Source organism: Desulfobulbus rhabdoformis (assembly GCF_016919065.1).
GTDB lineage: Bacteria > Desulfobacterota > Desulfobulbia > Desulfobulbales > Desulfobulbaceae > Desulfobulbus > Desulfobulbus rhabdoformis.
The window spans coordinates 182,906-208,435 of record NZ_JAFFQA010000002.1; the positions used below are offsets into that span (position 1 = coordinate 182,906).

At 52.0% G+C, this 25,530-nt stretch carries 24 protein-coding genes and 1 pseudogene; 18 read left to right on the forward strand and 7 right to left on the reverse strand.

Annotated elements, in window-relative coordinates; genetic code table 11:
• Window positions 1-53: 53 nt before the first annotated feature.
• The 11 genes from nusA to JWJ90_RS01960 all read left to right on the forward strand — a co-directional run bounded on the left by nusA (window position 54) and on the right by JWJ90_RS01960 (window position 13,171).
• On the forward strand, window positions 54-1,409 hold the full coding sequence (gene nusA, locus JWJ90_RS01910; RefSeq protein ID WP_205225479.1) for a transcription termination factor NusA: 1,356 nt from the start codon (window positions 54-56) through the stop codon (window positions 1,407-1,409).
• Window positions 1,409-1,618 (forward strand): YlxR family protein, encoded by a 210-nt coding sequence (locus JWJ90_RS23885; RefSeq protein ID WP_205225480.1) that lies wholly within the window; start codon window positions 1,409-1,411, stop codon window positions 1,616-1,618. The genes nusA and JWJ90_RS23885 overlap by 1 nt, the downstream gene beginning before the upstream one ends.
• 39 nt (window positions 1,619-1,657) lie before the next feature.
• Window positions 1,658-4,507 (forward strand): translation initiation factor IF-2, encoded by a 2,850-nt coding sequence (gene infB / locus JWJ90_RS01920; protein WP_205225481.1) that lies wholly within the window; start codon window positions 1,658-1,660, stop codon window positions 4,505-4,507.
• Between the two features lie 110 nt (window positions 4,508-4,617).
• Window positions 4,618-5,019, forward strand: coding sequence for a 30S ribosome-binding factor RbfA (gene rbfA, locus JWJ90_RS01925; protein WP_205225482.1), 402 nt, complete (start codon window positions 4,618-4,620; stop codon window positions 5,017-5,019).
• Window positions 5,006-5,998 carry a DHH family phosphoesterase gene (locus tag JWJ90_RS01930; protein WP_205225483.1) on the forward strand — a complete coding sequence of 331 codons (993 nt, stop codon included), beginning with the start codon at window positions 5,006-5,008 and terminating at the stop codon, window positions 5,996-5,998. The genes rbfA and JWJ90_RS01930 overlap by 14 nt, the downstream gene beginning before the upstream one ends.
• Window positions 5,999-6,001: 3 nt before the next feature.
• Window positions 6,002-6,787 carry a tRNA pseudouridine(55) synthase TruB gene (gene truB / locus JWJ90_RS01935; protein ID WP_205225484.1) on the forward strand — a complete coding sequence of 262 codons (786 nt, stop codon included), beginning with the start codon at window positions 6,002-6,004 and terminating at the stop codon, window positions 6,785-6,787.
• A gap of 127 nt (window positions 6,788-6,914) precedes the next feature.
• Window positions 6,915-7,184, forward strand: a complete 270-nt coding sequence (gene rpsO, locus JWJ90_RS01940) for a 30S ribosomal protein S15 (RefSeq protein ID WP_205225485.1) — start codon at window positions 6,915-6,917, stop codon at window positions 7,182-7,184.
• A gap of 301 nt (window positions 7,185-7,485) precedes the next feature.
• Complete coding sequence (pnp, locus tag JWJ90_RS01945) at window positions 7,486-9,570, forward strand: polyribonucleotide nucleotidyltransferase (RefSeq protein WP_205225486.1); 2,085 nt, start codon at window positions 7,486-7,488, stop codon at window positions 9,568-9,570.
• 95 nt (window positions 9,571-9,665) lie between these two features.
• Window positions 9,666-10,157 carry a dUTP diphosphatase gene (dut, locus tag JWJ90_RS01950; RefSeq protein ID WP_240194699.1) on the forward strand — a complete coding sequence of 164 codons (492 nt, stop codon included), beginning with the start codon at window positions 9,666-9,668 and terminating at the stop codon, window positions 10,155-10,157.
• On the forward strand, window positions 10,154-10,942 hold the full coding sequence (locus JWJ90_RS01955; RefSeq protein WP_205225487.1) for an MBL fold metallo-hydrolase: 789 nt from the start codon (window positions 10,154-10,156) through the stop codon (window positions 10,940-10,942). The genes dut and JWJ90_RS01955 overlap by 4 nt, the downstream gene beginning before the upstream one ends.
• 96 nt (window positions 10,943-11,038) lie before the next feature.
• Complete coding sequence (locus tag JWJ90_RS01960) at window positions 11,039-13,171, forward strand: ATP-binding protein (protein WP_205225488.1); 2,133 nt, start codon at window positions 11,039-11,041, stop codon at window positions 13,169-13,171.
• 9 nt (window positions 13,172-13,180) lie between these two features.
• Here JWJ90_RS01960 and xerD read toward each other — a convergent pair whose 3' ends face one another.
• Both xerD and rpsU read right to left on the reverse strand, forming a co-directional pair.
• Complete coding sequence (gene xerD / locus JWJ90_RS01965; RefSeq protein WP_205225508.1) at window positions 13,181-14,071, reverse strand: site-specific tyrosine recombinase XerD; 891 nt, start codon at window positions 14,069-14,071, stop codon at window positions 13,181-13,183.
• 47 nt (window positions 14,072-14,118) lie between these two features.
• Window positions 14,119-14,310 carry a 30S ribosomal protein S21 gene (gene rpsU / locus JWJ90_RS01970; protein WP_420828895.1) on the reverse strand — a complete coding sequence of 64 codons (192 nt, stop codon included), beginning with the start codon at window positions 14,308-14,310 and terminating at the stop codon, window positions 14,119-14,121.
• A gap of 358 nt (window positions 14,311-14,668) precedes the next feature.
• On the opposite strand from rpsU, the gene JWJ90_RS01975 reads away from it, so the two are divergent.
• Window positions 14,669-15,604, forward strand: coding sequence for a D-alanine--D-alanine ligase family protein (locus JWJ90_RS01975; RefSeq protein ID WP_205225490.1), 936 nt, complete (start codon window positions 14,669-14,671; stop codon window positions 15,602-15,604).
• A gap of 81 nt (window positions 15,605-15,685) precedes the next feature.
• Here JWJ90_RS01975 and serS read toward each other — a convergent pair whose 3' ends face one another.
• Window positions 15,686-16,957, reverse strand: coding sequence for a serine--tRNA ligase (gene serS / locus JWJ90_RS01980; protein ID WP_205225491.1), 1,272 nt, complete (start codon window positions 16,955-16,957; stop codon window positions 15,686-15,688).
• 298 nt (window positions 16,958-17,255) lie between these two features.
• Here serS and tatC point away from each other — a divergent pair, with 298 nt between their 5' ends.
• On the forward strand, window positions 17,256-17,975 hold the full coding sequence (gene tatC, locus JWJ90_RS01985) for a twin-arginine translocase subunit TatC (protein WP_205225492.1): 720 nt from the start codon (window positions 17,256-17,258) through the stop codon (window positions 17,973-17,975).
• Window positions 17,976-17,984: 9 nt separating this feature from the next.
• Here tatC and JWJ90_RS01990 read toward each other — a convergent pair whose 3' ends face one another.
• On the reverse strand, window positions 17,985-18,410 hold the full coding sequence (locus tag JWJ90_RS01990; RefSeq protein WP_205225493.1) for a 2-thiouracil desulfurase family protein: 426 nt from the start codon (window positions 18,408-18,410) through the stop codon (window positions 17,985-17,987).
• 26 nt (window positions 18,411-18,436) lie between these two features.
• Between JWJ90_RS01990 and JWJ90_RS01995 the strand changes: the two genes are divergently transcribed.
• The 3 genes from JWJ90_RS01995 to upp all read left to right on the forward strand — a co-directional run bounded on the left by JWJ90_RS01995 (window position 18,437) and on the right by upp (window position 20,360).
• On the forward strand, window positions 18,437-18,763 hold the full coding sequence (locus tag JWJ90_RS01995; RefSeq protein ID WP_205225494.1) for an FtsB family cell division protein: 327 nt from the start codon (window positions 18,437-18,439) through the stop codon (window positions 18,761-18,763).
• Entirely contained in the window at window positions 18,760-19,623 is an 864-nt protein-coding gene (locus JWJ90_RS02000; protein WP_205225495.1) for a uracil-DNA glycosylase, read from the forward strand. Before JWJ90_RS01995 ends, JWJ90_RS02000 begins: the two co-directional genes overlap by 4 nt.
• Before the next feature lie 110 nt (window positions 19,624-19,733).
• A complete protein-coding gene (gene upp / locus JWJ90_RS02005; RefSeq protein ID WP_205225496.1) occupies window positions 19,734-20,360 on the forward strand; it encodes a uracil phosphoribosyltransferase in 627 nt (208 codons plus the stop codon).
• A 238-nt stretch (window positions 20,361-20,598) separates the two neighbouring features.
• Here the strand turns inward: upp and JWJ90_RS02010 are convergent, their stop codons facing one another.
• A complete protein-coding gene (locus JWJ90_RS02010; RefSeq protein ID WP_205225497.1) occupies window positions 20,599-20,793 on the reverse strand; it encodes a hypothetical protein in 195 nt (64 codons plus the stop codon).
• Window positions 20,794-20,983: 190 nt separating this feature from the next.
• Between JWJ90_RS02010 and JWJ90_RS02015 the strand changes: the two genes are divergently transcribed.
• Window positions 20,984-22,468: a DNA integrity scanning protein DisA nucleotide-binding domain protein gene (locus tag JWJ90_RS02015; RefSeq protein ID WP_240194700.1), complete on the forward strand. Its 1,485-nt coding sequence runs from the start codon at window positions 20,984-20,986 to the stop codon at window positions 22,466-22,468.
• A 147-nt stretch (window positions 22,469-22,615) separates the two neighbouring features.
• Here JWJ90_RS02015 and JWJ90_RS02020 read toward each other — a convergent pair whose 3' ends face one another.
• Window positions 22,616-23,335, reverse strand: a complete 720-nt coding sequence (locus JWJ90_RS02020) for a hypothetical protein (RefSeq protein WP_205225498.1) — start codon at window positions 23,333-23,335, stop codon at window positions 22,616-22,618.
• 236 nt (window positions 23,336-23,571) lie between these two features.
• Here JWJ90_RS02020 and dnaG point away from each other — a divergent pair, with 236 nt between their 5' ends.
• Complete coding sequence (gene dnaG, locus JWJ90_RS02025) at window positions 23,572-25,365, forward strand: DNA primase (RefSeq protein ID WP_205225499.1); 1,794 nt, start codon at window positions 23,572-23,574, stop codon at window positions 25,363-25,365.
• A gap of 16 nt (window positions 25,366-25,381) precedes the next feature.
• Here dnaG and JWJ90_RS02030 read toward each other — a convergent pair.
• A pseudogene (locus tag JWJ90_RS02030) lies at window positions 25,382-25,530 on the reverse strand (IS1595 family transposase); the annotation flags it as partial.

Below are 25,530 nucleotides of genomic sequence, written 5' to 3' on the forward strand. Positions count from 1 at the left end.
TTTGAAAACGGCTGTGGCAACAACGGAAACGAGAGCCTGAGCTGGAGTAGATAATGGTTGGAACAGATAGTTTAAAACGAATCGTGGATCAGATCTGCCGAGATAAGGGGATTGACCGCGGCTTATTGATCGACGCCATTGAAGAGGCGGTTCGTTCTGCAGTTCGCAAAAAATACGGAAGTCGTCGCGAGATTGAGGTCCAGTTCAGTGAGGATCTGGGTGAAATAGAGGTTTTTCAGTACCGAACAGTCGTTGATGAGGTCTATGACGAGGAGACCGAGATTTCGCTGGAAGATGCCCGTCTTCTTGACCCGGAGGCGGAGCTTGACGATGATCTGGGCGAAAAAATGGATAACATTGCCGATTTGGGGCGTATCGCCGCACAGTCGGCCAAGCAGGTTATTATCCACCGCATGCGCGATGCCGAGCGCGATGTCATCTATGAGATGTACCGCGACCGTGAAGGATCCATTGTCAACGGTATCGTTCAGCGCTTTGAGCGGGGCGATATGGTGATCAACCTCGGGCGAACCGACGCCTTGCTGCCGCGAGATGGTCAGATTCCCAAGCGTTCCTTTAAACAGGGGGACCGGATTCGCGCCTTTCTCCAGGAGGTACGCCGCGACACCCGTGAGGGCAGATATCGTGATTCCCAGCTTATCCTCAGCCGGACCTGTAATGAATTTCTGGTCAAGCTTTTTGAGATGGAAGTGCCGGAGATCGCCGAGGGGATCGTCAAGATTATGGGGGCAAGCCGTGAGCCGGGCTTTCGGGCGAAAATCGCGGTCTCCTCAATTGAGTCCGATGTCGATCCGGTTGGCGCCTGTGTAGGGCTGAAAGGGTCACGCGTACAGAATGTCGTCCAGGAGCTGCAGGGAGAGAGGATTGATATCGTGCCCTGGAGTCCGGACCCCGCCAAGTATGTCTACAACGCCCTGGCACCGGCGGAAGTGTCCATGGTTATTGTTGATGATGAACGCAAGGCACTGACAGTGGTCGTTCCCGATGATCAGCTGTCACTGGCCATCGGCCGCCAGGGACAGAATGTTCGGCTGGCCTCGCGTTTACTGGGATGGAAAATTGATGTGAAGAGCGAGCAACGCTATACCAATCTGGAAAATCCCGGGTACCGCTCTTTGGTCCAGGTTGAAGGCGTTGATGAAAATATGGCGGATCGGCTCTATGGCGCAGGGATTTTAACCAGTGCTCTTCTGGCCGCAGCTGATCTTGAGCAACTGATGAGTCTGGCCCGTATCGATGAAGAAAAGGCCCGGTTTATTCAGCAGGCTGCCGAAACCGTCGCTTCTCCGGATCCTGCCTCCACAGATGTATCCGAAGAGGAGGAGGAAGAGGTTGAGCAGGAGCCACCAAGAGAATCCGAAGATAACCAATCCACCGATCAGGAGTGATGCACAGGGGATATGTCCCGAAGAGAACCTGTCGAGGTTGTGGACTGAAAAGGCCGCAGTCGGAACTGGTTCGCTTTGTTGCAGTTGAGGGCAGGCTGGTTGAGGACGGGCATAAAAATATGCCTGGGAGAGGCATCTATTGCTGTGACCAGGAAAACTGTCGTAACCGTATGGCGAAAAAATCCAAGAAAGTCCTAAAACTGGGCTAGCGCCTATGCGTGGTGGGTTACAGAGGAAGGGAGCGTTTGATGAGTAAGGTTCGTATATATGATCTCGCAAAAGAAGTTGGATTGAAAAGTAAAGAACTGGCCGAAAAGTTAATTGCGATGGGCTATCCCATTGCGAGTCATAGTTCAAGTGTAGACGACGATATGGCAGCGGATATTCGAAAGAAATTGAAAAGTGATACTTCTCTTGGGGCAGGAGGGGGGCGCATCGAGCGAAAGGCTCGTACAGAGAACAGCGCTGCCAAACCAAAAACAGTACGCCGTCGGCCCAAGGCTGCCAAGGAAGAGGCTGCCAAACGTCAGGAAGCTGCCGAGGCTGAGGCCCTTGAAGCTGAGGTGCAGGCGTTGGAGGCACGGCTGAAAGCTCAGGAGGAGACCAAGTCGGCAGAACCGGCAGCCGCCGCTGGGGAGGCTGAAGAGGTCTCGCCGGAAGAGAGTCAGCCGACTGCGGTCGAGGCTCAAGCTGAGACGACACCCGAGCCGATCAAAGAGGCGCCTGCAGCAGAGCAAGAGGCGAAGCCTGATGAAGAAGTCAAACCAGCTTCGGTGGCTGTTGAAAGTGGGCCTATCGAAGAAAAAGCTTCTGTGCCTGTTGCTGAAAATCAGCCTGCTGAACAACAAGAGCCCAAAGTTGCTAAAGGCAAAAAGAAACAGGCTAAAGGCGGGGATGCGCCTGCTCAGGAAAAAGAGCAGAAGGCCAAGCCCGCCAAGCAGGATGTGCACAAGCCCAAACCTCTGGCAAAAATTGTAGGTCGCGTGGTTATTCCCCAACCGGAAAAACGGCCCAAGCCTGCTCCCGCAAAATCACGTCCTTCCCGTCCTGCACGGCCTGCTGCCGGATCAGCGGATCCCGGACCTTTCCCCAATCGGGATGATGCAGGCGCCCGTAACGAAAGCAAGGGCAAGAAAAAAGGGAAACGCGTTGTTGCCATCCATGAAGAGGATGGAGCAGGAAGAAAGTCACCCAAGGGCGGAAAAAAGGGTGGCAAAGGACGTGTCAATTTTAACGGTGACGGTGAAGTTGAATACATGCGTCCGCGTAAGGGCCGTAAAAGACGGGATAATCGTCGTGAGCAGCAGATTCAGGCCCAGGTCGCTGAAACCAAGGCCATTAAGCGGCGCATTAAAGTTATCTCCACCATCAGTGTTGGTGATCTGGCAAAACGCATGGGCGTCAAGGCCAACGAGGTTATCGCAGCTTTGATGAAACTTGGCGTCATGGCTACGGTGAATCAGGCACTGGATGTGGATACAGCCATGTTGGTTGCCTCAGACTTTGGGTATGAGGTTGAGCAGGCAATGACTGAAGAGCTGGAACTCGAGGCATTGCAGGAGCATGAAGAGGAACACGGCGGAGAGGCCATTCCACGTCCGCCGGTGGTTACGGTCATGGGCCATGTTGACCACGGTAAAACCTCCATTCTCGATGCTATCCGCAAAACCGATGTGGTTGCCGGTGAGGCCGGTGGTATTACCCAGCATATTGGTGCGTATCATGTGCAGGCGCCTTCGGGTGACCTCACCTTTGTCGATACACCCGGTCATGCCGCCTTTACCGAGATGCGGTCCCGTGGTGCCAAGGTAACCGATATTGTCGTTCTGGTTGTTGCCGCTGATGACGGTGTCATGGATCAGACCAAGGAGGCCATCGCCCACTCCAAGGCTGCGGATGTGCCCATTGTGGTTGCGGTCAATAAGATCGACAAGGATAATGCCGATCCGGATCGGGTCAAACGTGAGTTGAGTGATTTTGACCTCATTCCAGAGGACTGGGGGGGAACCACGATCTTCTGTGAGACCTCTGCCAAAAAAGGTATTGGTGTGGCTGAATTGCTCGAGGCTATTCAGTTGCAGGCAGAGATGCTTGAACTGCGCGCCGATCCCGACCGTAAGGCCAAGGGAACAGTTATCGAGGCCCAGCTGCATAAGGGCCGTGGTGCGGTGGCAACCGTACTGGTCCAGGAAGGTACCCTCCGCCCTGGCGACAACTTTGTTGCCGGTATCTATTCCGGTAAGGTTCGCTCCCTCACCAATGAGCGTGGCGAGCAGGTCGAAGCGGCTGGCCCGTCTATTCCCGTTGAGGTGCAGGGATTGAGCGGTGTACCCCAGGCAGGTGATGAGTTTGTTGCCCTTGCCGATGAGAAGATGGCCAAATCGGTCGCCAATGCCCGTCAGTTGAAGGCTCGTGAAACTGAGCTTGCCTCTGCTTCCAAGGTCTCTCTGGATAATCTCTTTGAGAAGATGGCCGAGCAGGAGATGAAAGAGTTGCGGGTTATTCTCCGTGCCGATGTGCAGGGGACTCTGCAGGCGTTTGGTCAGGCTGCCGAAAATTTGTCGACCAAAAATATTCGTGTACGCTCCCTGCATGAGGGAACCGGCTCCATTACTGAAAACGACATTCATCTGGCCGCTGCCTCCGATGCGATTATCATCGGTTTCAACGTGCGCCCCACCGTCAAGGTGAAAGAGCTGGCAGAGCATGAAGGCGTTGATGTTCGATCCTACGATGTTATCTATCATGCCCTTGAAGATATCGAAAAGGCCATGAAAGGTATGCTTGAGCCTGAGTTTGAGGAGCGTGTTATCGGTACTGCAGATGTGCGCGATACCTTCCAGGTGCCCAAGATCGGCACCATCGCCGGTTGTTCGGTTATCCATGGTAAGGTTGAACGCAACGCCAAGGTACGTGTCTTGCGTGAAGGCGTGGTCATTTATACCGGGAAAATCTCTTCACTGCGTCGTTTTAAAGATGATGTCAAAGAGGTACTGACCGGATTTGAGTGCGGTATTGGTGTCGAGAATTTTAATGACATCAAAGTCGGTGACAATCTCGAGGCCTTCGTCCTTGATGAGGTTGAGGCAACTCTTTAATAGGTGCATGAACGAAAAAGAGGTATAAACGTAAACAAGGGCATTTTAGCATAGTTTGCTGCCAGCCCTCTGCATACCTCTTTTTGAATCAGGCACAGGCTGGTTGGTGTATGACCCAGGATTTTGATTTTAAACTACCAGGGCTTGGTCGCCCGGAATCCACACGTCCCAAACGGGTGGGCGAGGCGATCAAGAATGAACTGACAATGCTTCTCCTGCAGCAGGTAGCGGATCCCCGGTTATCCGGGGTGGCTATTTCCCGTGTGGTGGTGGCTCCCGATCTTAAACAGGCGAAGATCTACTTTACTGTTCCGGCTGGAGCCGAGAGCAAAGCTGCTCTCAAGGGAATGCAGCGTGCCAAAGGCTTTTTTCGCAGTCAGTTGGCCAAGGCTCTGAATCTGCGCTACACGCCCGAATTGTCGTTTTATTTTGACAACCTCAATGAAGAAGTGGAGCGGATCGAAGATCTGTTTCGCCAGATCCATGAGGACCGTAAGGATGAGCAATCCTGATAGCCGTGTTGTAGATGCGGTGCGTGAAAAGGATCATATCCTGCTCGCAACCCATTATAATCCCGATGGTGACGCCTTAGGATCGCTGCTCGGACTGGCCGATATCCTGGAGGGGATGGGGAAAACGGTCCTGCGTTTTCTTGAAGATCCGGTGACCCACCTGTATCGATTTCTCCCCGGGTGTGGGCAGATTCAGACCGACCTTGCGGCTGTGCGCACCTTCGTTGCAGAGGCAGGAGAAGATTTTCTTGCCCTCTGTCTTGACTGCGGCGAGGCACACCGGTTGGGGCGCTACAGCGAAGAACTCATCACCTTTACCCCCATGATGGTGATTGATCATCATAAGGGCAATAATGGGTTTGGTGATGGTGCCTGGATCGAGCCACATCGCTCCTCAACCGGCGAAATGATCTTTGATCTGGCGCAGGCCTTGGGGGCGGAGATATCCGACAGAGCCGCCGAATGCCTCTATACAGCCATTAATACAGACACCGGTTCTTTCCGCTACGAGTCCACCAGCAGCCACACCTTTGCCGTTGCCGGTGAGTTGGTGCAGCGTGGGGTTCGCCCGGAGGTGATAGCAAATCAGCTCTATGATAATTACACCCTGGGACGTTTACGATTGATGCAGGAGGTCCTGGCAACTCTGGAGATGCATGAGCGTGATCGTATCGCTTTTATCCGCGTGAGCCAGAACATGCTTGAGCGGACCTTTACCACCATGGAAGATACCGAATATTTTATTAATTTTCCACGGGCTGTGGCCACGGTACGGGTGGCTGTGTTCTTGAAGGAAGTCGAGCCGGATCATATCTCAGTGAGTCTGCGTGCCAAGGGGCAGTGCGATGTTTCCCTGATCGCAGCCCGCTTTGGCGGTGGTGGTCACAAAAATGCCAGTGGTTGTCGTTTTAAAGGTCAGAGCTTGGACAGTGTCCGCGATGCATTGCTTGCCTGCCTGCGTCCAGAGGTCAATGCCTGATTGATGAGCAAGGGGCAGTCTCGAAAAAAACCGGAGCTGGACTGGAACGAGGGCGTTTTCTTTGTGGATAAGCCAGCGGGCATGAGTTCTTTTGCTCTGGTCAGGCGGGTACGCTATTTACTGGGTATCAAAAAGGTGGGCCATGCTGGCACACTTGATCCCTTTGCCACCGGCCTGATGATCATCTGTGTCGGGCGACCGGCCACTCGCTGTATTGATCAGTTCATGTTCGGGCGTAAAACCTATCTGGCCCATCTGCAGTTGGGGGTGGAGACAACCACCCAGGATCCCGAGGGCGAAATCATTGCAACCCGGTCCGTTCCCCAGTTGAACCCCGAGGATATCTCCACCTGTCTTGCGCAACATACCGGCCCGCAGATGCAGGCACCTCCTCCTTTTTCCGCAGCCAAACATAAAGGTAAGCCCCTCTACGCATATGCCCGTGAAGGGATTATGATTCAAAAGGAGCCCAAACCGATAGAGATCTACTCTCTTGCGCAAATACGCTATGATGAGCTCACACATCAGCTTGTGGTTGAGGTCTGCTGCAGCCGGGGAACCTATGTACGTGTCCTGGCAGCCGACATTGGCACTGCCCTTGGTTGCGGTGCCCATCTTATCGGACTCCGGCGAACAGCCAGTGGTGCCTTTGGGCTTGAGCGCTGTTTGACTGGCGAAGAACTTTTCAGTGATGATGGGCTTACCCATCTCTGCGCTGCAAGGCGCAGTATCCACGATATAATGGACCAAATTGACCAAAACACCGATTACACTTGCCTCGGTGAATAACCGTCGAGTATAGAAGAATTAACCGTTCCCCTGCATCGACCCTCTGATGCAGGATCTGGAACACACCATCCAGACTCCAGTAAAGGCTGAGGGAAATGCTTTTCTGGTAGCAGAAGGAAAAAACGCCATGGCGCAAACAACAGAAAAAACAAAAGCCATCATCGAGAAGTTCAAAACCCATGAGAATGACACCGGATCCTGTGAGGTGCAGATTGCCCTCCTGACCGATCGTATTCTCTATCTGACCGACCATTTCAAAACCCACGCCAAGGATCATCATTCCCGCCGTGGTCTGCTGAAACTGGTTGGTCAGCGTCGTAATCTGCTTAAATATCTGATGAAAAAAGACATCAACAAGTACCGTTCCCTGATTGCAGAGCTCGGTATCCGTAAGTAAGCGTTTATTGCAGTCTGGGGCGGTTCCCATGTGGGGGACCGCCCTACCTTTGTACGCTGTGATCGAAGAGCAGTAGCGGGATGTCATAAAGACACAAAGGACACAGAGAGAATCACTGTTTCCGGCTGGTACGGAAAGGGGGTTCCTGCTTTCCCCTGCAGGTCAGGGGAAAAGTACATGAATAAAAGTAAGGATGTGGATTGTCACTGCATCCTTTGTGCCTTTGTGACGATTGTTTGGCTGTCTCGATCCATCGTTACCTAAAAATGCACATTTCGGCCAGGCCGAAATAGGAGTGTACATGATTAAAACAGTAGAGACTGAAATTGGCGGCCGTGCCATTACCCTTGAGACCGGTAAAATGGCCAAACAGGCCAGCGGATCCGTTGTTGTATCCAGCGGGGATGCCAAAGTTCTGGTTACTGTGGTTGCCGAGACCAAATCCAAAGACATGGGCTTTTTGCCCCTGACCATCGAGTATCAGGAGCGAATGTATGCTGCTGGCCGTATTCCCGGGAGTTACTTCCGCCGCGAGATTGGTCGTCCCAGCGAAAAGGAGGTACTGACCTGCCGCCTGATCGACCGTCCCCTGCGTCCGCTGTTCCCCGATGGATATTCCTGCGAGACCCAGCTGATCGCCACCGTTTTTTCTGCCGACGCGGATTACGATCCTGATGTTCTGGCGATGAACGGCGCTTCCACCGCATTGTTGCTCTCTGATATTCCCTTTGAGGAACCTGTTGGCTCAGCCCGAGTTGCCTACGTCGATGAGCAGTTTGTGCTCAATCCCAGCAAGAAGCAGTTGGAGAAGGCTGAGATTAATCTGGTTGTTGCCGGTACCCGCAATGCCGTGGTTATGGTCGAAGGACGCGCTGAGGAGATGCCTGAGGATAAGGTCCTGGAGGCTATTTTCTTTGCTCATGCAGCTATTCAGCCCCTGATTGATATGCAGCTCAAATTGCGTGAGGAAGCTGGAAAGGCCAAGCGTGAGGTGGCCGCTCCAGTGGTCGATACAGAGCTGCAGGCCAAAGTTGAAGCCGCTGCGACCGCAGGTATGGACGAGGTTGTCACCATTGCCGATAAGATGGCCCGTGCAGATCGCTACAGCCGTCTGAAAGAAGAGGTCTTGGCGCAGCTTGATCCCGAAGGTGAGCAGGCAGGTGCCATTTCCGACCTGCTGAGCAGCTATAAAAAGAAAATTATGCGCGATCGTATCGTCAATAAAGGATTGCGTCTTGATGGTCGCTCCTTTGAGGATGTACGCCCGATCAGCTGTGAAGTCGGTATTTTACCCCGCGCTCATGGGTCAGCCCTGTTCACTCGCGGTGAAACCCAGGCGCTGGTTATCTGTACCCTGGGGAGCGAGCGAGACGAGCAGCATCTTGAGGGGCTTGGTGGTGATGTCTACCGTCGTTTCATGCTCCATTACAACTTTCCTCCCTTCTGTGTGGGCGAGGTTCGGCGTTTAAGCGGACCAAGCCGTCGCGATATTGGTCATGGTACCCTGGCCCGTCGTGGTATTGAGGCCGTACTGCCCGAGGGCGACAGCTTTCCCTACACCCTGCGTGTTGTTTCCGAGGTTCTTGAGTCCAACGGCTCTTCCTCCATGGCAACCGTCTGCGGTGGCTCGCTTGCTTTGATGGATGCCGGTGTTCCGGTTCAGGCCCCGGTATCCGGTGTGGCCATGGGGCTGATCAAGGAGGACGATAAGGTTGTCGTGCTCACCGATATTCTCGGTGACGAGGATCACCTGGGCGACATGGATTTTAAGGTTGTTGGTACCAGTAATGGTATTACCGGTCTGCAGATGGATATTAAAATCGATGGCGTTGACCGCGACATCATGTCCCGAGCGCTTGCCCAGGCCAACAAAGGCCGCAATCATATCCTCGACAAGATGCAGGAGGCGCTCAGCTCTCCGCGCGCGGTTGTCTCCGAGCATGCGCCCAAGTACGTAACCATCAAGATTCATCCGGACAAGATCCGTGACATCATCGGCCCCGGCGGTAAAGTGATTCGCGAGATGACCGCCGAATTCGAGTCGAAGATCGACGTGGAAGACGATGGCACCATCAAGATCTTCAGCAACAGCAATGAGTCTGCCAACGCCCTGGTTAAACGTATCGAAGAGATCACTGCCGTTCCTGAGGTGGGGAAAATCTATGAAGGCGAGGTGCGTACCATCAAGGACTTCGGAGCCTTTGTCCAGATCCTTCCTGGGACTGATGGCATGGTTCACATCTCTGAGCTTGCCCACGAGCGAGTGAAAAAGGTCACCGACATCCTTAAAGAAGGTGATGTCATCAAAGTAAAGGTTATCGACATCGATAACCGTGGCCGTATTCGCTTAAGCCGTAAGGCTGTCCTGGCCGAAGGCGAGGAGTAATCCTCGGCCCGTCGACTTGGTCTGCAAAGCCGGTTGCCGCTTATGCGGGACCGGCTTTTTTTAATGCATATGAGTTTGGAGGAGAACGCTTCTCAATGGTACAGGCAATGAGAAATATCGCCGTGGCGATAACCTGGCTTGATCCCGAGGCAACTGCTGATTTGTCGCTGCCTGACTATGAAACCGAGTTGGCTGCAGGAATGGATATTTCTGCTGCACTGGGTGAACCGCTCACACTGGGACCCGGCGACATTGCCCTGATTCCCAGTGGCCTGGCTGTTGCCATACCGGCAGGGTTTGAAATTCAGGTGCGGCCCCGATCCGGGCTTGCGGTGAAACATGGTGTTACCGTGGTGAACGCGCCCGGAACCATTGATGCCGATTACCGGGGCGAGGTCAAGGTCGGCCTGATTAATCTTGGAAAAGCAAGTTTTACCATCAACCGTGGTGATCGCATTGCTCAATTGGTCTTGGCGCCAGTGGCCAGAGCCTGCTGGCAGCAGGTGGGGAGTCTGGATGCTACCAAACGGGGAAGTGGCGGTTTTGGCCATACCGGTGTGAATCAAGAGGATACGGCAGGGAAGTGAATTTTTCTGTTCTTGGCAGCGGCAGCAAGGGCAATGCTACCCTGATAGAGTCGGGCTCCACCAGGATTCTCATTGATAATGGGTTCTCCGGCAAGGAGCTGATCAAGAGGCTGGATCAGATAGGTGTCCCTGCAGAGAGCCTGTCCGGGCTCATCGTCACCCATGAGCATATTGACCATGTCAAAGGTGTCGGGGTTGTTGCACGTAAGCTCGGGATTCCGGTCTATGCAAATGACCTAACTTACCGTGCTGCGGAAAAACATCTGGGAAGGATTCCCCAGCGGCGGGAGTTTGCCACAGGTGAGCCCTTTGCGCTGGATGGACTGGCCATTCATCCTTTTGCCGTTTCTCACGATACGGCTGATCCGGTTGGTTTTCTCGTTGGCGACGGTAAACTTCGCTTGGGATATTGCACAGATACCGGTAAAATAACCCAGCTTATACGTCACCACCTCTCAAGCTGCCAGGCCCTTATTTTGGAAGCCAACCACGATGTGGCAATGCTGCGCCAGGGGCCATATCCATTGGTTTTGCAACAGCGGGTACTTTCCAGTCAGGGGCACCTTGCCAACAAAGACTCGCTCCAGCTTGCCGCCGAGTTGGCCCAAGGAAGACTGCGTCACCTGGTGCTGGCCCATCTCAGCGAGATAAACAACCATCCCGATCTGGTACGTTCGGAGGTGCGTCAGTATCTCCAAGGGAACGAAACGCTTACTGTTGCTCTGGCTGAGCAGGGGATTCCGGGAAAACTTGCGGTGATCAGCGAGGAAGGTGCGGGGATTTAGACGATTGCTCGCAAGTACCCAGAAGCGGACTTTTCTCATGCGTGTTTATCCAAGCGTTTGTCGCCAGAGCATGAAATCGGGGGATCGTTACCTTCCATGTGGTGGAAAAAAAAGAGTCTTGCCTATCATCTGACCTTCCGTGTCATTCTTTTCAGCTCGCTCATAGCGATCTGCTTTACCCTGCTGCAGCTTTACCTCGATTTTCGCCAAGACGTTCGTCAAATATATCAATTTTTTGAAACGGTTAAAGAGTCCAGCCTTCGGCCACTTGAAGAAAGTGTCTGGATACTTGATGACCTGCAGATTTCCCTCCAGCTCGAAGGCCTCATCAATCGTGAAGATATAGTCTACGCTGCTGTCTCCATGGACGAGAAGGTTTCCTGGGTGAAGGGCGCAAAACCCAAGACCCGTACCATCTCCCAGTCTTTTCCCCTCATGCACCAGATTCGCGGGGGCTGGGAGGAGATCGGACGCCTTCAAGTGGTGGCATCGCTTGATGCTATCATTCATCGCTTGTTACGTCGTATCATTATTTTGCTGGCCACAAATACCTTGAAAACCTTTTTGGTCTCCGGTTTTATCCTCCTGCTTTTTCGCAAACATATAACAGGTCACCTGCGGCAATTTTCCCAATATGTTCAGGGACTCGATATTCAGCATCAGCAACCAAAGCCGTTGGTTTTTGATCGTGACCCTGCTTTGAGCGATGAGCTTGAGCAGATCCGCCTGGCGCTCAATGTTCTGTGTTCGACCGGTTATCAGGCCTTTCGAGATTTGCATATTCATGAGCAACGACTTCGCCTTTTTTTTAATGCCACCGAGTCCGCTATCTTTGGTGTGGATGCCGAGGGAACCTGTATCTTTATTAATCAGATCGCCTGTGAGTATTTTGCAGTAGCCCGTCAGGATGATTTGCTGGGGCGCAATCTTTTTGAACTGCTCTGTCGGGATGAAGAAGAGCGTGTTCTGAGCAACCCGCTGGTGGAACAGGTTAGCGCAACAATGGTGCAGGGCGAGGCCATATTTATTGATGACATGGGCCTTGAGTTACCCCATGGTTCCCACATATCCATTTCCCTTCGTTCGTATCCTGTTGTAGAGCAGGAAGGGTGTACTGGTGCGATCGTTTTCTTTATTGATAACAGTCGGCAGCTCCGGCTGGAGCAGGAAAAACAGCTGTTCAGTAAAATTGTTCGCCAGGCCCCGGCCCTTATCCTCATCGTTGATGCCACCGGGAAGGTGAAGTTTGTCAATCGCATCTTTGAACAAGTCCTGGAGATTGAGGCCAGTTCCGTGGTGGGGAATAACGTCTTTCAATACTTTAGCGAGTTTGACCTGGAGCCTCGTATTGCTGAAGTGCGGGAAAAAATTCATAAGGGGGAGACCTGGAGTGGAATTTTTTCTCCGGTTTCCCTGGTTGGAAGGAAAGTTGTTCTGGACGCCGCAATTTTTCCTATTCTTGATAAAAATGGTCACCTGACCAATGTTATCGCCATGGGGCGTGATATTACCCGGGAGCAGCAACTCGTGGACCAGTTGCATCATGTTCAGCGTATGGAGGCCATGGGCAAATTGGCCGCCTCCATTGCCCATGAGTTTGGCAATCCGCTTTTGGGAATTCGTTTTGCCCTGCGCGATGTGAAGCAACGCACCGGTCCTGACTCTGAAGAGGGGAAAGTGCTGCAGTTGGCCGAAAATGAGTGTGACCGCATGCGCAAGCTTATTCGGGATCTCCAGCAATTTAACCGGCCGTCTTCAGGGGAAAAAACGACCTTCGATCCTCACACAGTGCTTGATGAAATTCTTGCCCTGCACCATAACCTGCTCACCAAGAAAAATATCCTGGTGGTGATTGCTTACGCGCAAAAGCGGATTTGTCTGCATGCAGTCGAGGATCAAATTCGCCAGGTGTTCATTAATCTGATATTAAACGCCAGTGATGCCATGCATCAGGGGGGAGGAACCCTGACCCTCTCGACAACTGTGGCAGATGACTGTGTGACCGTGGCAATTCGAGATACCGGAAGCGGGATTGCGCCCAACGACCGTGAACACATTTTTGAACCTTTTTTCACCACAAAATCCGCTGTAGAGGGGACTGGGCTTGGGCTTCCAGTCTCCTACGGAATTATTCGCTCCCATGGGGGGAGGATCGAAGTGAGCTCGGAGCCGGGAAATACAGTCTTTCGAGTGATTATTCCACTGGAGAAGGCAGATTTGCCCGCTTAGAAAGACCCCTTACCCTCGGGGGTGAAAGCGACGATGGGCTGTTTTGAGGCGATCACCGTCAACGTGGGTGTAGATTTGGGTCGTGGCGATATCGGTATGGCCAAGCATCATCTGCACTGAGCGTAGATCAGCGCCGCCTGCCAGGAGATGGGTGGCAAAGGAGTGGCGAAGAATATGGGGGCTGATTTCTTTGGAGATGCCAGAGCGTTGGGCAACCTCCCGAATGATCTGCCAGAATCGATTGCGGGTCATGCCCTTGGCCCGATTGGAACAGAAGAGCAGGGGACTCGTTTTTCCTTTGAGAAGTAACGGGCGAACCTGCGTCAGGTATTCCTGCACAATCTGACCGGTGAGCGCAGAAAAGGGGACGACTCGTTCTTTATCGCCCTTGCCAAGAATACGCAGGTGTCCGGTGGTCAGGTTGCAACTGGTCATAGGCAGGTTGACAAGTTCAGAGACCCGAAGTCCTGAACCATAGAGCAGATGCAGCATGGTATGGTTGCGCAGAGCCAGTGGTGTCGGTTTTGAGGGGCGTTTGAGCAAGGCCTGTACCTCAGCTTCACTGAGCACCTTGGGCAGACTCTGACCCATTTTGGGCGTATCGATATCAGTGAGTGGGTTCCCATCAAGGACACCCTGTTGTTGCAAAAAAAGGAAAAAGGCTCGTAAGGCAGCCAGACGTCGCGCGTTAGAGCGAGCGCTTATGTTGCGGGCATGGCAGAAACGAAAATAGTTTTGGATATCTTGGCGGGTAATCGTGGTGAGCGGTTTAGGGCTCTGGCGAAGAAAAGATCGCAAATCAGACTCGTACGCAGCTACAGTGTTGCTGGCGAGGCGACGGGTAATGGTGAGATACTGCAGAAAGCTATGCAGCAGGTCGAGTGAATGGCTGATGGTCAGGCCCTGAAGCTAAAAAAAAACCCCGGCATAAAACCGGGGCTTTGAGATCAACCGCGATTTTTCATCCGGTTGAACTTGCGAAGTTTACGCAGGGCTTCCGCAGCTTTACGGCGTTTCTTCACGCTGGGTTTCTCATAGTATTCGCGCCGTTTCAGCTCACGTTTGATACCATCGATCTGCAGTTTTTTCTTCAGCTGCCTGATCGCGTATTCAAGGTCACCTCTGACATCTACTTCGATCATATTGCATCACTTCCTTTAGTGGTTGGCTTGTGTAAGCCATTTTTTAAGAAAAAGGTTTAAACAAAACAAATTATCCGCTTTGTAGGACCTTGTCAAATCAAATAATTGAACCTCTGTCCTTTTTATTGTTTCCTGCATGCCCCAAGAGGCTGCAGGTGTTGCTGAAAGAGAAACGTTTTTTGAATAGATCTCTGTTTATTAAAAAGGTAGGTTGTTCCGTAACCACCTGCTGCCACTTATTCAGGATTGTTTTTCTCTGTGATGATGGTAGCATACGCATGAGTCGTGTTGAGAGTAACCACGGCGGAAACCGGGGATCACATCCATGGCGTCAAGAGACAATGGGAGGTCGATTATGACAAAGATACGGTTGGCATTGATTGCAGGCGGCACTTCAGATGAGCGAGAGGTCTCGCTGCGGGGTGCTGCCGGGGTGGAAAAGGAACTTGATCCTGAAAAGTATGAAGTGGTGCGTTACGATCCGGCCACAGACCTGCCCCGTATTGCTTCTGAAAGTGCCAACATCGATGTAGCCTTTCTTCTTTTGCATGGTGTCAATGGGGAAGACGGGACCATTCAGGGATTTCTTGACCTGCTTGGCCTTCCGTATCAGGGGGCAGGCGTGCTTGGCAGTGCCCTGGCCATGGATAAAAATCTGGCCAAAACCTTATATAAGCTACATGGTTTACCCGTAGCCGCCTGGGTTATGCTTGAACCGAGCGATCTCAAGGATTCAGGCAGAATTCTGCGTGAGGTCGGTATTCCCTGCGTGGTTAAGCCGGTACGTCAGGGGTCCTCTATCGGCATGTCGATTGTCCGGGAGGAGGAGCAGTTACCCGGCGCACTTGCGCTTGCCCTGAAGCATGACAGTGAGGTGATGGTTGAGGCGTATATCGAGGGAAGGGAGCTGACTGTGGGGGTGATCGGGAACAAGGAGCTGACGCCTCTGCCTCTTATTGAGATTATTCCCAACGATCAATATGAGTTTTTTGATTACGAGGCTAAGTATCAACCTGGGGCGAGCACTGAAATCTGTCCTGCTCAGGTAGATGAACAGGTGCGCCAAAAAGCACAGGAGTATGCTCTGGTGGCTCATCGCTGCCTGCAGCTGCGTGGTTATAGCCGAACCGATATGATTCTGAGCAACGGGGAGCTGTATCTTCTGGAAACCAATACTATTCCCGGTATGACTCCCACCAGCCTGTTTCCGCAGGCAGCGGCCGAGGCAGGGATCAACTTTGCCAAGCTTCTTGACCGGCTCATTGAATTGGCGCTGGAGAAACCCGCGTGAAGAAGAGCTGAAACAGATATGAGCGTACCACCAAAAAGGCGATACGCTCATAAGGAAATATTGAAAGGAGGAAAGCCCTGGTTAGAAGCGGCTCTCAAAGTAAGGTTTGAGGACCTTGGGTACTTCTACGCTCCCATCGGGCTGTTGATAATTTTCCAAAATCGCCAGCAGGGTGCGGCCAACAGCCAGACCAGAGCCGTTTAATGTATGGACCAAGCGGCTTTTTTTCTCACCTTTGGGGCGATAACGGATACCAGCGCGACGAGCCTGAAAATCAAGAAAGTTGGAGCAGGAGGAAATCTCGCGGTAGGTGTTCTGACCAGGCAGCCAAACTTCGATATCATAGGTCTTGGCCGCAGAGAAACCCAGGTCACCGCTGCAGAGGGTAATAACCCGGTAGGGAAGCTCCAGCAGCTGCAATACCTCTTCAGCATCGGCAAGTAATGACTCCAGCTCGTTCCAGGATTCGTTAGGATGGGCAAACTTGACCAGTTCCACCTTTTCAAACTGATGCTGACGGATCAGACCGCGGGTGTCCTTACCGTACGAGCCGGCTTCAGAGCGGAAGCAGGGCGTATAGGCGGTATATTTGATGGGAAGCTCCGCCTCGTCAACGGTCTCACCGGCAAAGATGTTGGTTACCGGAACCTCGGCGGTGGGAATAAGCCACAGATCCCAGTCTTCAATTTTAAAGAGATCTTCTTTGAACTTGGGCAGCTGCCCGGTTCCGGTCATGGCCTTGGAGTTAACCATGAAGGGGGGCAGTACCTCGGTGTAGCCATGCCGTTGGGTATGGAGGTCAATGAAAAAGTTGACCAGGGCCCTTGAGAGACGTGCACCGAATCCTCTGAGCAGAGAAAAGCGGGCTCCGGCAAGGCGAGCTGCGGTCTCAAAGTCGAGAATACCAAGGTCTTCTCCCACTTCCCAGTGCGTTTTGGGCTCAAAGGAGAAGCTTGGGATTTCACCCCACCTTTTTATTTCGAGGTTGTCCTCTTCATCCTGCCCTTGGGGCACAGATTCGTCACAGAGATTGGGAATAGAGAGAATGACATCGCCAAGCGCCTCTTCAATTTCAGCAAGCTCGGTGTCAATCTCCTTGATTCTCTCCGAAACCTGTTTCATCTCTGCAATCATTGGCTCGGCCTCATCGTGTTTTCCCGATTTTTTCAGGCCGGCGATCGTCTTGGAGGCGGTGTTCCGCTTGTTTTTAAGCGCTTCCGTCTCGGCCAGGCGACTCAGACGGCGCTTGTCGATCTCGGCAAAACGATCTATGAGTTGCGGGTCAACGCCGCGAAGAAGGCTTTTTTCTCGAACCAGTTCCAGGTTTTCCCTGACAAAGCGTAATTCTAGCATGATCTCGTCTGTGGATGTTTATCTGCGGGGTGAGGATGCATGTCCATCTGGTGTTGTCGTACAGGGGCCCGCAGGCTGCTCCGGGTGGAGTAACCGTAGGTTGGGCGGGATGTGCCCGTGGCGTACTGTACGTGGTGTCAGCAGTTCAATCTTTGCATGTATTGCTGACTCTCCCCGCTTTTATCATGGGTTCTGGTGAAACGCAAGCGGGTATTCAATTGCTTTTATCAGTCCCTTTTGCTACTTTTTTGGGCTGTAATCCGCTTTATCAATCTCCCTGTTCACCAACCTGTACGCCATGGCCGAATCCCTGAAATCTTTTGCGCTCTTTCTTGTAGAGCTCCGTCATTCCCTGAAGATGCTTGGGGGGGCCATCATAGGTGGTACGGTTGTGCTCTATTTTCTCTCCAGTCAGGTGTTGCATGTCTTTCAAAATCATCTGGGAGAGCACCTCTATTTTTTCTCTGTGGCCGGGCCTTTTCTTGCGCACGTCAAGTTGGCTTTTTTTGCCGCTCTTTATGTACTTATGCCGCTGTGCATGTATGTGTTATGGAAGGCGGCGGGGAAGCCATTTCATGTCTCCGGTCGTCGGCTGACCTGGTTTGTTGTAGCCACCAGCCTGCTTTTTTATTGTGGAACGATTTTTTGCTATCTGGTCACTTTGCCCTTTGGGATTAAGTTTTTACTGAGCTTTCAGTCTCAAGAGCTGCAGGCTGTGATTTCAGTCAGTCGATTTGTTAATTTTGTGGTCCTTTTTATTCTCGGCTTCGGTCTCGTCTTTGAGCTCCCTGTGTTCATGGTATTCACCGCCCAGGTGGGCTTGATTTCAGCAGCTACCTTTGCCAAAAACAGACGCTATGCCGTTTTGGCTATTGCAATCCTGGCAGCGTTATTGACTCCCACCCCGGATTTGGTCAATATGTCCTTGATGGGGGCGCCCTTATATCTGCTGTATGAATCCGGTATCCTGCTTATACTCCTGCTTGGCCAATCCAAAGACGTGGCCAAGCAGGAGTGACGCGATTCCCTAGAAGGATATGACCTCTATGCCGTTCTCCAGCAGCAGGGCTGTGGTTACGCCAGGTGTGGGACTGAGTCCGCAGGATGGGCTTTTGGCTTTAAAAAAAGCGTACTCCACCCGTTGCATTCGAGCCAGGGTGAGCACCATCTGGGCGCCTTGAATAAACGCAGAAGTGCGATCAATGCCGTTTTGGTCCACGACTTTTGCTGCACCTGCGAGCACATCGTGACCATCGCCACCGATAAGTTTGGCTGGAGTGCGAGGTGTTGCCAGGCCGCCGAGTTGTTCTGGACAGACCGGAATCCAGTGAGTGGATTCCAGGCGCCGTAAACATTCGCTACTGGGTTTACTTTTTCCATCATAGCGGGTGCAGAGGCCAAGCAGGCAGGCGCTGACCAGGCATCGAGGGGGGAGTGCAGAGGATAATGTCATAGTGTGCCACCAAAAAGAGGAGCTGTATGGCGATACGCAAAAGAAATGAAGATGAGCTGCGTGACAAGAAGATGATGTGGCTTTTGGGGAGTCTCATCGCCATTATCTTTCTTCTTTGGATTTTGTTTGCTCCTGGACGCGGATTTATTCATTATTTAAAGTTGAATAGTGAAATTCAATCATTATCTGAGGAAAACAGCCAGCTCAAGACCAAAAATAAAGAGTTGGCTGAGAATATCAAAAAACTGCAACTTGATAATGTGTACTTGGAAAAGGTAGCTCGGGAAAAGCACGGCCTGCTCAAAAAAGACGAGATGGTTTTTGATTTCGACAGATCTTCCAAAAAGAAATGAGTACAGAGCAAGGATCGTTACAACAGTCTCCCCCCAAAAAACAGGTCGAACAGCGCTCTGCGGTCATCCTCGCGGCGGCACTGCGCCAGCACCTCTTGCTGCATCAGCAGATGGGGATTAATCTGTACCCAAAAAATGATGGGCTTGTCGAGTTTTTGCGTCCCAAAGGGCGCAGACCGCAATCATTGCCTCCTACAAAAAAACAACCCCCTCGCGCACCATCCCCTGTCCGCCCTCGTCCTGTTCCCTCACCAGCGGCTCAGGATGCTCCCCAAAAAATAAGCGCCAGAGAGATCACGGAAAGCCTGGAGAGCTGTTCGGCCTGCTCTTTGGCAACGACCAGAAGGGCGCAGGTATTGGGCCGGGGCAAAGCCGATGCCCGACTGCTGATTGTCGGTGAGTATCCTCGCGGCAGCGATGCGGGCCAGTGGAGCTTTGGCAAAGAGGAGGATGAACTGCTGTGGAAGATGATGCAGGCCATTGGGCTCGGGCCGAAGGATGTGTACCTGACCAATGTGGTGAAGTGCTCCCCCTCCGGTGAACAGCATCCGTTAGCCGAGCATGAACTGGCATGTCAGGGCTACCTCTATCAGGAAATAGCGCAGGTGCAACCCGCTGTGATTCTGGCCATGGGCAAAGCGGCTGCGCGTGCTATTCTGGGAAGTGATGTTTCTCTCTTTCGTTTACGGGGGCGTCTGCATGCCACCCGCTTTACAGGAGCCACCGGGGCACCTATACCGGTGATGATCAGCTTCCACCCTGGATTTTTGTTGGAGCAACCGGCAATGAAGCGTGCAGCCTGGCAAGATTTGCAGATTGTGCAGCGCCAGCTGCAACAGGCAGAGTCCGGGGGGCCTTAACCATCGTTTGATCGCTTAAAATCATTAGGTAGGAGGCTCTTGAAAAAACCAATCTTTCCAGCTGGATCAAGGACTACCCTACCAAAACATCAAGGCTCAGGAGGCGCTGTATGGCTGTTTTTGAGATTGAACACCCACTGGTACAACATAAGCTCGGCCTGCTCCGGGAACGGGATATTTCAACCAAGGATTTTCGCGATTTGGCCTCTGAAGTCGGGATGCTCCTTGCTTATGAGGCAACCCGCAACCTGCCTTCCGAGAAAGTAGAGATAAATACCTGGGCGGGAACCACCGAGGTCGATCGAATTAAGGGCAAAAAAATTACCATAGTTCCAATCCTTCGTGCCGGGCTGGGGATGATGGATGGTGTTACCAAAGCTTTACCCAATGTGAAGGTTTCGGTGGTTGGGCTGTACCGTGACGAAGAGACCCTGCAGCCGGTACCGTACTTTGAAAAGTTGGTCCAGGATATCGATCAGCGGCAGGCTATGATTTTGGATCCCATGCTTGCCACCGGGGGGACACTGCTGGCCACCATCGATATGCTCAAAAAGGCCGGGTGTAAAGATATTATCGGCCTGTTTTTAGTTGCCGCCCCCGAGGGCATCAAAAAACTTGAAGAGCACCATCCGGATGTGGATATTTATGTGGCTGCGGTTGATGACCACCTCAATGAAAACGGCTACATTCTGCCGGGTCTTGGGGATGCCGGAGATAAAATTTTTGGTACCAAGTAACAAGAAGTAAAAAGATATTGGAGGGAGAATTCCATATCCTCCGGAGCAACGGTCTCCCTTAAGGGTGTCTTGAATAATTAGATTTTTCAATCAAGGTCAAGGATTGTGAAAAATTTTACCGCAGGCATATAGTTGATATCGGAGTCTTCGCTTACCTCCGAGGATAAAATTTTGAGTATGACGAGGTAAGCGCCAGACTCCGGGAGATTGGCAGAAAAAGCAATTATTCAAGATTCCCTTAGGATTTGGTACGTCCTGAAACAAAGAGCTCAAAGGCCTTTTCAAAAACAAAGGGGATCGCCGCTGCCTGCGCATTGGCAGAGCTGGCATACGCTTTGGTCAGTTCAAAGGCACGCTCAAAGGCATCCTCAAAGTCTGAGCTGGTGTTTTTATTCATTATTTTTACAAGCTCTTCAGCTAAATTGTCTTCCATGGGCTCTCCTTGATTGTTGGCTGAAATCGTTTGGGTTCCAAAGACGATTGCGGCATGATAGGCAGGAATTTTTATTTGGCCAAGCCTTTTTTCGTGCCCCGCGGGAGATGCCTTTGTACCTTGGAGAGAATCTCGAGTCACCGAGGAGAGCACCTTTTTCTGTTGGAATAATCTAAACCCCTGGGTTGCCATGTCCATACGCTGTAATGCGCCGCTACCTTCTGAGCTGTCCATCGTTGATCGACGGCAGTATTCGTTTATTCGTCGCTGCGTCAGTGACATCATATTCGGGTTAACCGATGGACTGACGCATTTTTCCGGTTCCAGTCGTGCGGCTGTGATCTTTGCCCTGCATCCCAAAGGGCCCATGCTCATCTGTGATCCCCAGAATCTGTTGCGCGGCCATGAGCCAATTTTTAAAAGCCTGTATGTCGATAATGAAACTTGGCGTGAACACGGCAAGATTTCCGCTGATCGTAAACAGTTTGCCGATATAAAGCCGGTCAAAGATCCCGGCCTGGCAGGGCTTCTTTCCAACGGCGGTTATTCAGGGGCGGTGTTCTTTCAGCAGTGGTTTACTGAGCATCATCCGGACCTCTGTTCGGTCGGTCCCACCCAGTGTTGGCTTGAACACGCGGCCTGGCGCTTTTCCCATGACATGGCTAACGATAATGAGCTTTACACAGGCATTTCCGGTTACTTCCTGCGGGAATATTCCACCCACGCGGTTCGCGATTATATTATCGATCAGATGAACATGAACCTTGGCTGGGACAGTCCGGTCCGTGTGTATCCGGTACTGGACGCCGTTCTCATGATCTCTGAAACCAGGGAAGAGGGCTCCTGGCCGGAGGGGCGTCTTCTGGTGGTCGACCCGTGCATGCTCGATCAACTCGACTTTATGGTCAAGTTTCAGGAGGGGGCTCGTCCGCAGCTGATCAACTATAAACATGTGCGCAAGCTGTTGCTCACCGTTGAGCAGGCCGAGCGCCACCTGGTGACTGATGGCCGTTCTATTATCGGAATCTGTGGTGAAAAGCTGCCTGATTTCTCCCTCTGTGCTGATTTTCGTGGTCGTCATGGCTTTTTAAAGGTCAATAGAAATAAGGTCTGCAGTTTTGCCGATGGACGTTTCAGCTCTATCTCGTACCAGGCCAAGCTGGTTCAACTTGAGGAACTCCTGCTGGAGACCGATCTGGACAGAATGAACTCCTACTTTCTTTTCAAGATTGTCGTCAGCCTGGTACATCACTCCCAGCAGCGTAAACACGGGTGCACAGTCGTACTTGACCTCAACCCGGATCCGGTTCCCATTTCCGGACAGAATCTTTCGCCCCCGCTTGACTTGCAAAAACCGTATATGCTGAAGATGGCGAAGTCTCTGGCCAAGGTAGATGGTGCCCTGCATATAGGCGCCGACATGCACCTGCATGGTTTTGCCTGCCTGCTGGATGGTCGCTCTTTCCCCGGAGAGGATCTGGCTCGAGGCGCACGCTATAATTCGGCCCTGCGCTTTACCGCAGAACATCCCAACATTATAGTTGTGGTTGTCTCTTCAGATCGCCCGGTATCGGTCATTCACCAGGGGCTTGATGTGCATGGAGCCTGCACCTTGGAGCAGAAAGGTGGCTGTATCTACAACCTGGAGCGGCTTGACTATTGGGTTGGGCTCTAGCCTTGTATCTGTGAGTATCCATCAGCACGCCGCCTTCATTGTTCGTAACAAGCCGATAAAGTGTACTTTAATCGGCATGTCACAAACAACGAAACTGACGCACTGATGAATGCACACGGATACAAGGTCTAATCCCAAGGGATTTGCTTAAGGATGGCAGAATCGTCGTACCTCTGGTTGATGTTGCCGGGCGTAGGCCTGTTTGAGCAGGTCGGTCAGTTTTCCTTTGCAGGTCTTTAGAGGCGGCAGCAGTGGGTATGCCGGGAGCAAGGTGGTTACTTCCGCTGGCAGGGGCATACGGAGTTTTGCATCAAGGGAAGAGTCGCGTAGCGGCATGAGGTCTCCTTCCATCACCGTATGACTCTCGCTGTCAATGCGTCGAAGAAAACCCATCATGGAGGGGAGATCGTTGTTTTGTTCAAAGTGTTGAATTGCAGCCGTCATGGCGCCTCTTTGCTTGACCAGTTGATCAAAAAGACCAGCATAGTCTTCGAGTCCTTTTTGCAGGCGACGGTATATATCGAAAAACAGGTGGGTAAAGCGAAGGTAGCGGGTGAAGCCATGAACAAGCTGCCCTTTGAAGAGGCGGTTGCGGAGGCTTGAGGACTGGATAATATACGTGTCCAGAAACAGCGCATCGTGAAAATGAGTAAGCTGAAAAAACGCTCGAATAAGCTGCTCACTGCTCAACAGCATATAGAGTCGAATCAGGTCAAAGCCTACGTCCTGTTCAAGTTGGCTTAAGGCCTCACTCATCTGTTCATCAAAGAGCCGGGATTCTTGCTCGATCCTGGAGCGAAAGCCAAAGTAGCGATCGGCCATTTCTTTTTTCAGTTCCAGGGAAAGCATCTCTTCCATGCCTTGCATAGGACACCTTTTGTAGAAGGGGCATCAAACTGATCGGACGAGGAGCGATTGCACGTAGACTCTTCGGCGTCAAAAATGTGGAGTTCACCTGTAAGAGTACTCAATCAAGACGAGATGGGCAATGGGAAGGGACTCCTCATCCCTTGTAAACAGCACATGTACTCTGCCAGACGATGCAGCTGGCAAGGGATGTGGAATTTTCACCCTCATGGGTGTGGTAGGTGGTCATACAGAATATGTCATTTTCTCAAGCTCGCGATCAGGCCAAGGCAACCGTTAAAGAGGCTGCTGATATAGTCCAGGTGATTGGCGAGCATGTTGAACTCAAACGGGCTGGCAATCGTTTTACCGGGCGTTGTCCTTTTCACAGTGAAAAAACCCCTTCTTTTTCCGTGAACCCTCAAGGGCAGTTTTACCACTGTTTTGGCTGCGGCGAACACGGGGATGTGTTTTCTTTTATGATGAAGTTTCATCATATGGAATTCCCCGAGGCGTTGAAAACCCTGGCCCAGAAATTTGGGGTAAGCCTGCCGGAGCGAAAACTCTCCCAGGCCGAGCAGGAGCAGTTGCGGCTTCGTGATGCCCTGTATCAGGCCAACGAGGAGGCCGTGCTTATTTTTCAACAGGCCCTGCGTCATCCCCAGTGGGGAAAAAATGCGCGGGCTTATCTTGAGCACCGTGAAATTCCCCAGGAGTATATCGAAAAATATCGCCTGGGGTATGCTCCCGGCCCGGACCAGGGTGGCTGGCAATACCTTTTTGACCAGTTGAGCGCTAAGGGCGTCAAGCCTGCGGTAATAGAGCAGGTTGGGCTCGCCGTGCGTAAAGATCGAGGAGGCTACTACGACCGGTTCCGCTCACGCCTTCTCTTCCCCATCAATGATATGAGCGGGAGGGTCGTGGCCTTTGGTGGTCGTATTCTTGGTGAAGGACAGCCCAAGTATATGAATTCTCCAGAAAGCCCTATTTTTGAAAAAAGCCGTCTACTCTTTGGCCTGCAGCAGCACAGACAGGCTATTCGCCAGGCAAGAAGGGCCTTGGTGGTCGAAGGGAATTTTGATCTGCTCTCCCTGGCTGTCCATGGAATCGAAAACGTTGTTGCCCCGCTGGGGACGGCGTTGACCAAACCCCATATTCATTCACTGCGGAGCTATAGTGATGAGGTAGTCCTGCTTTTTGATGCCGATGCGGCCGGTCTGAAGGCAGCCATGCGATCCATTCCTTATCTGCTGGCCGAGCAGGTGGAAGGCAAGGTGGCATTGCTCCCCAAAGGGCATGACCCGGATAGTTTTGTGCGAGAACAGGGGGCAGGGGCCGTTGATGAGCTAGTGCGTGCAGCCAGACCCCTGGCTGAATTTGCCTTTGATACCCTGGTTCAGGAATATGGCCTGACCTTGAGCGGAAAAAATCGTATTGTCGGTGAATTGCAGCAACTGCTTGCTGAGGCAAAGGATGTTGAACAGCGGGAGTTGATGATCGCTCATTTCAGTGAAAAGCTGGGTGTTTCTCCCGGTTATTTTCAAGGAAAACGTGCGCCAGCGCCTCAGCCTGAAGAAGAACGGGTCGTACGCACAAACCTCTCATTGAAAAGTATGGCACCCCGTGATCGACAACTCCTTGATTTCCTTGTGCTCCATCCCGAGAATTTTGCCGAGCTTGAAGCCGCTGGTATGGCGGAGGTTGTGAAGCACCCCCTGGCCCAGGAAATGTTTTTTCATATGAATAGATTAAGTCAAGATGGTGCTTGTCAACCTGAAGATCTTCTTATAGGAATGGCAGATGAGGTACTTCAGGGGTATATAGTTGATTTATTGACCGCACTTCCAGCTCATGGTGGTGGAGAAAGCGGTGAGTCTGATCGAGATATGATTGATGAGCTGCTTTGCTGGCTTGAAAACGAGCGCCAGCGCCGCGATGGTGCGAGTTTGCAACAACGAATTGCTGATGCAGAACGGAGCGGAAATATTGAATTATTAATGCAGCTTCTTCATGAAAAACAAACATTACAGAAAAAAAGACAAAGTATTTAATTTAACTTATATGGCTCTAAACTATTTTCAGTTGTTTTCCCGGAGCATGGGCAAGGCATGCGTTCAGTAAACGCATTGGAAGCTCATGTTCCCAAAAACGACGATTAAATCGATAACAGAATTCGCTAACGTACTCTTGAAGATATTGACCGCTGACTCCATGAA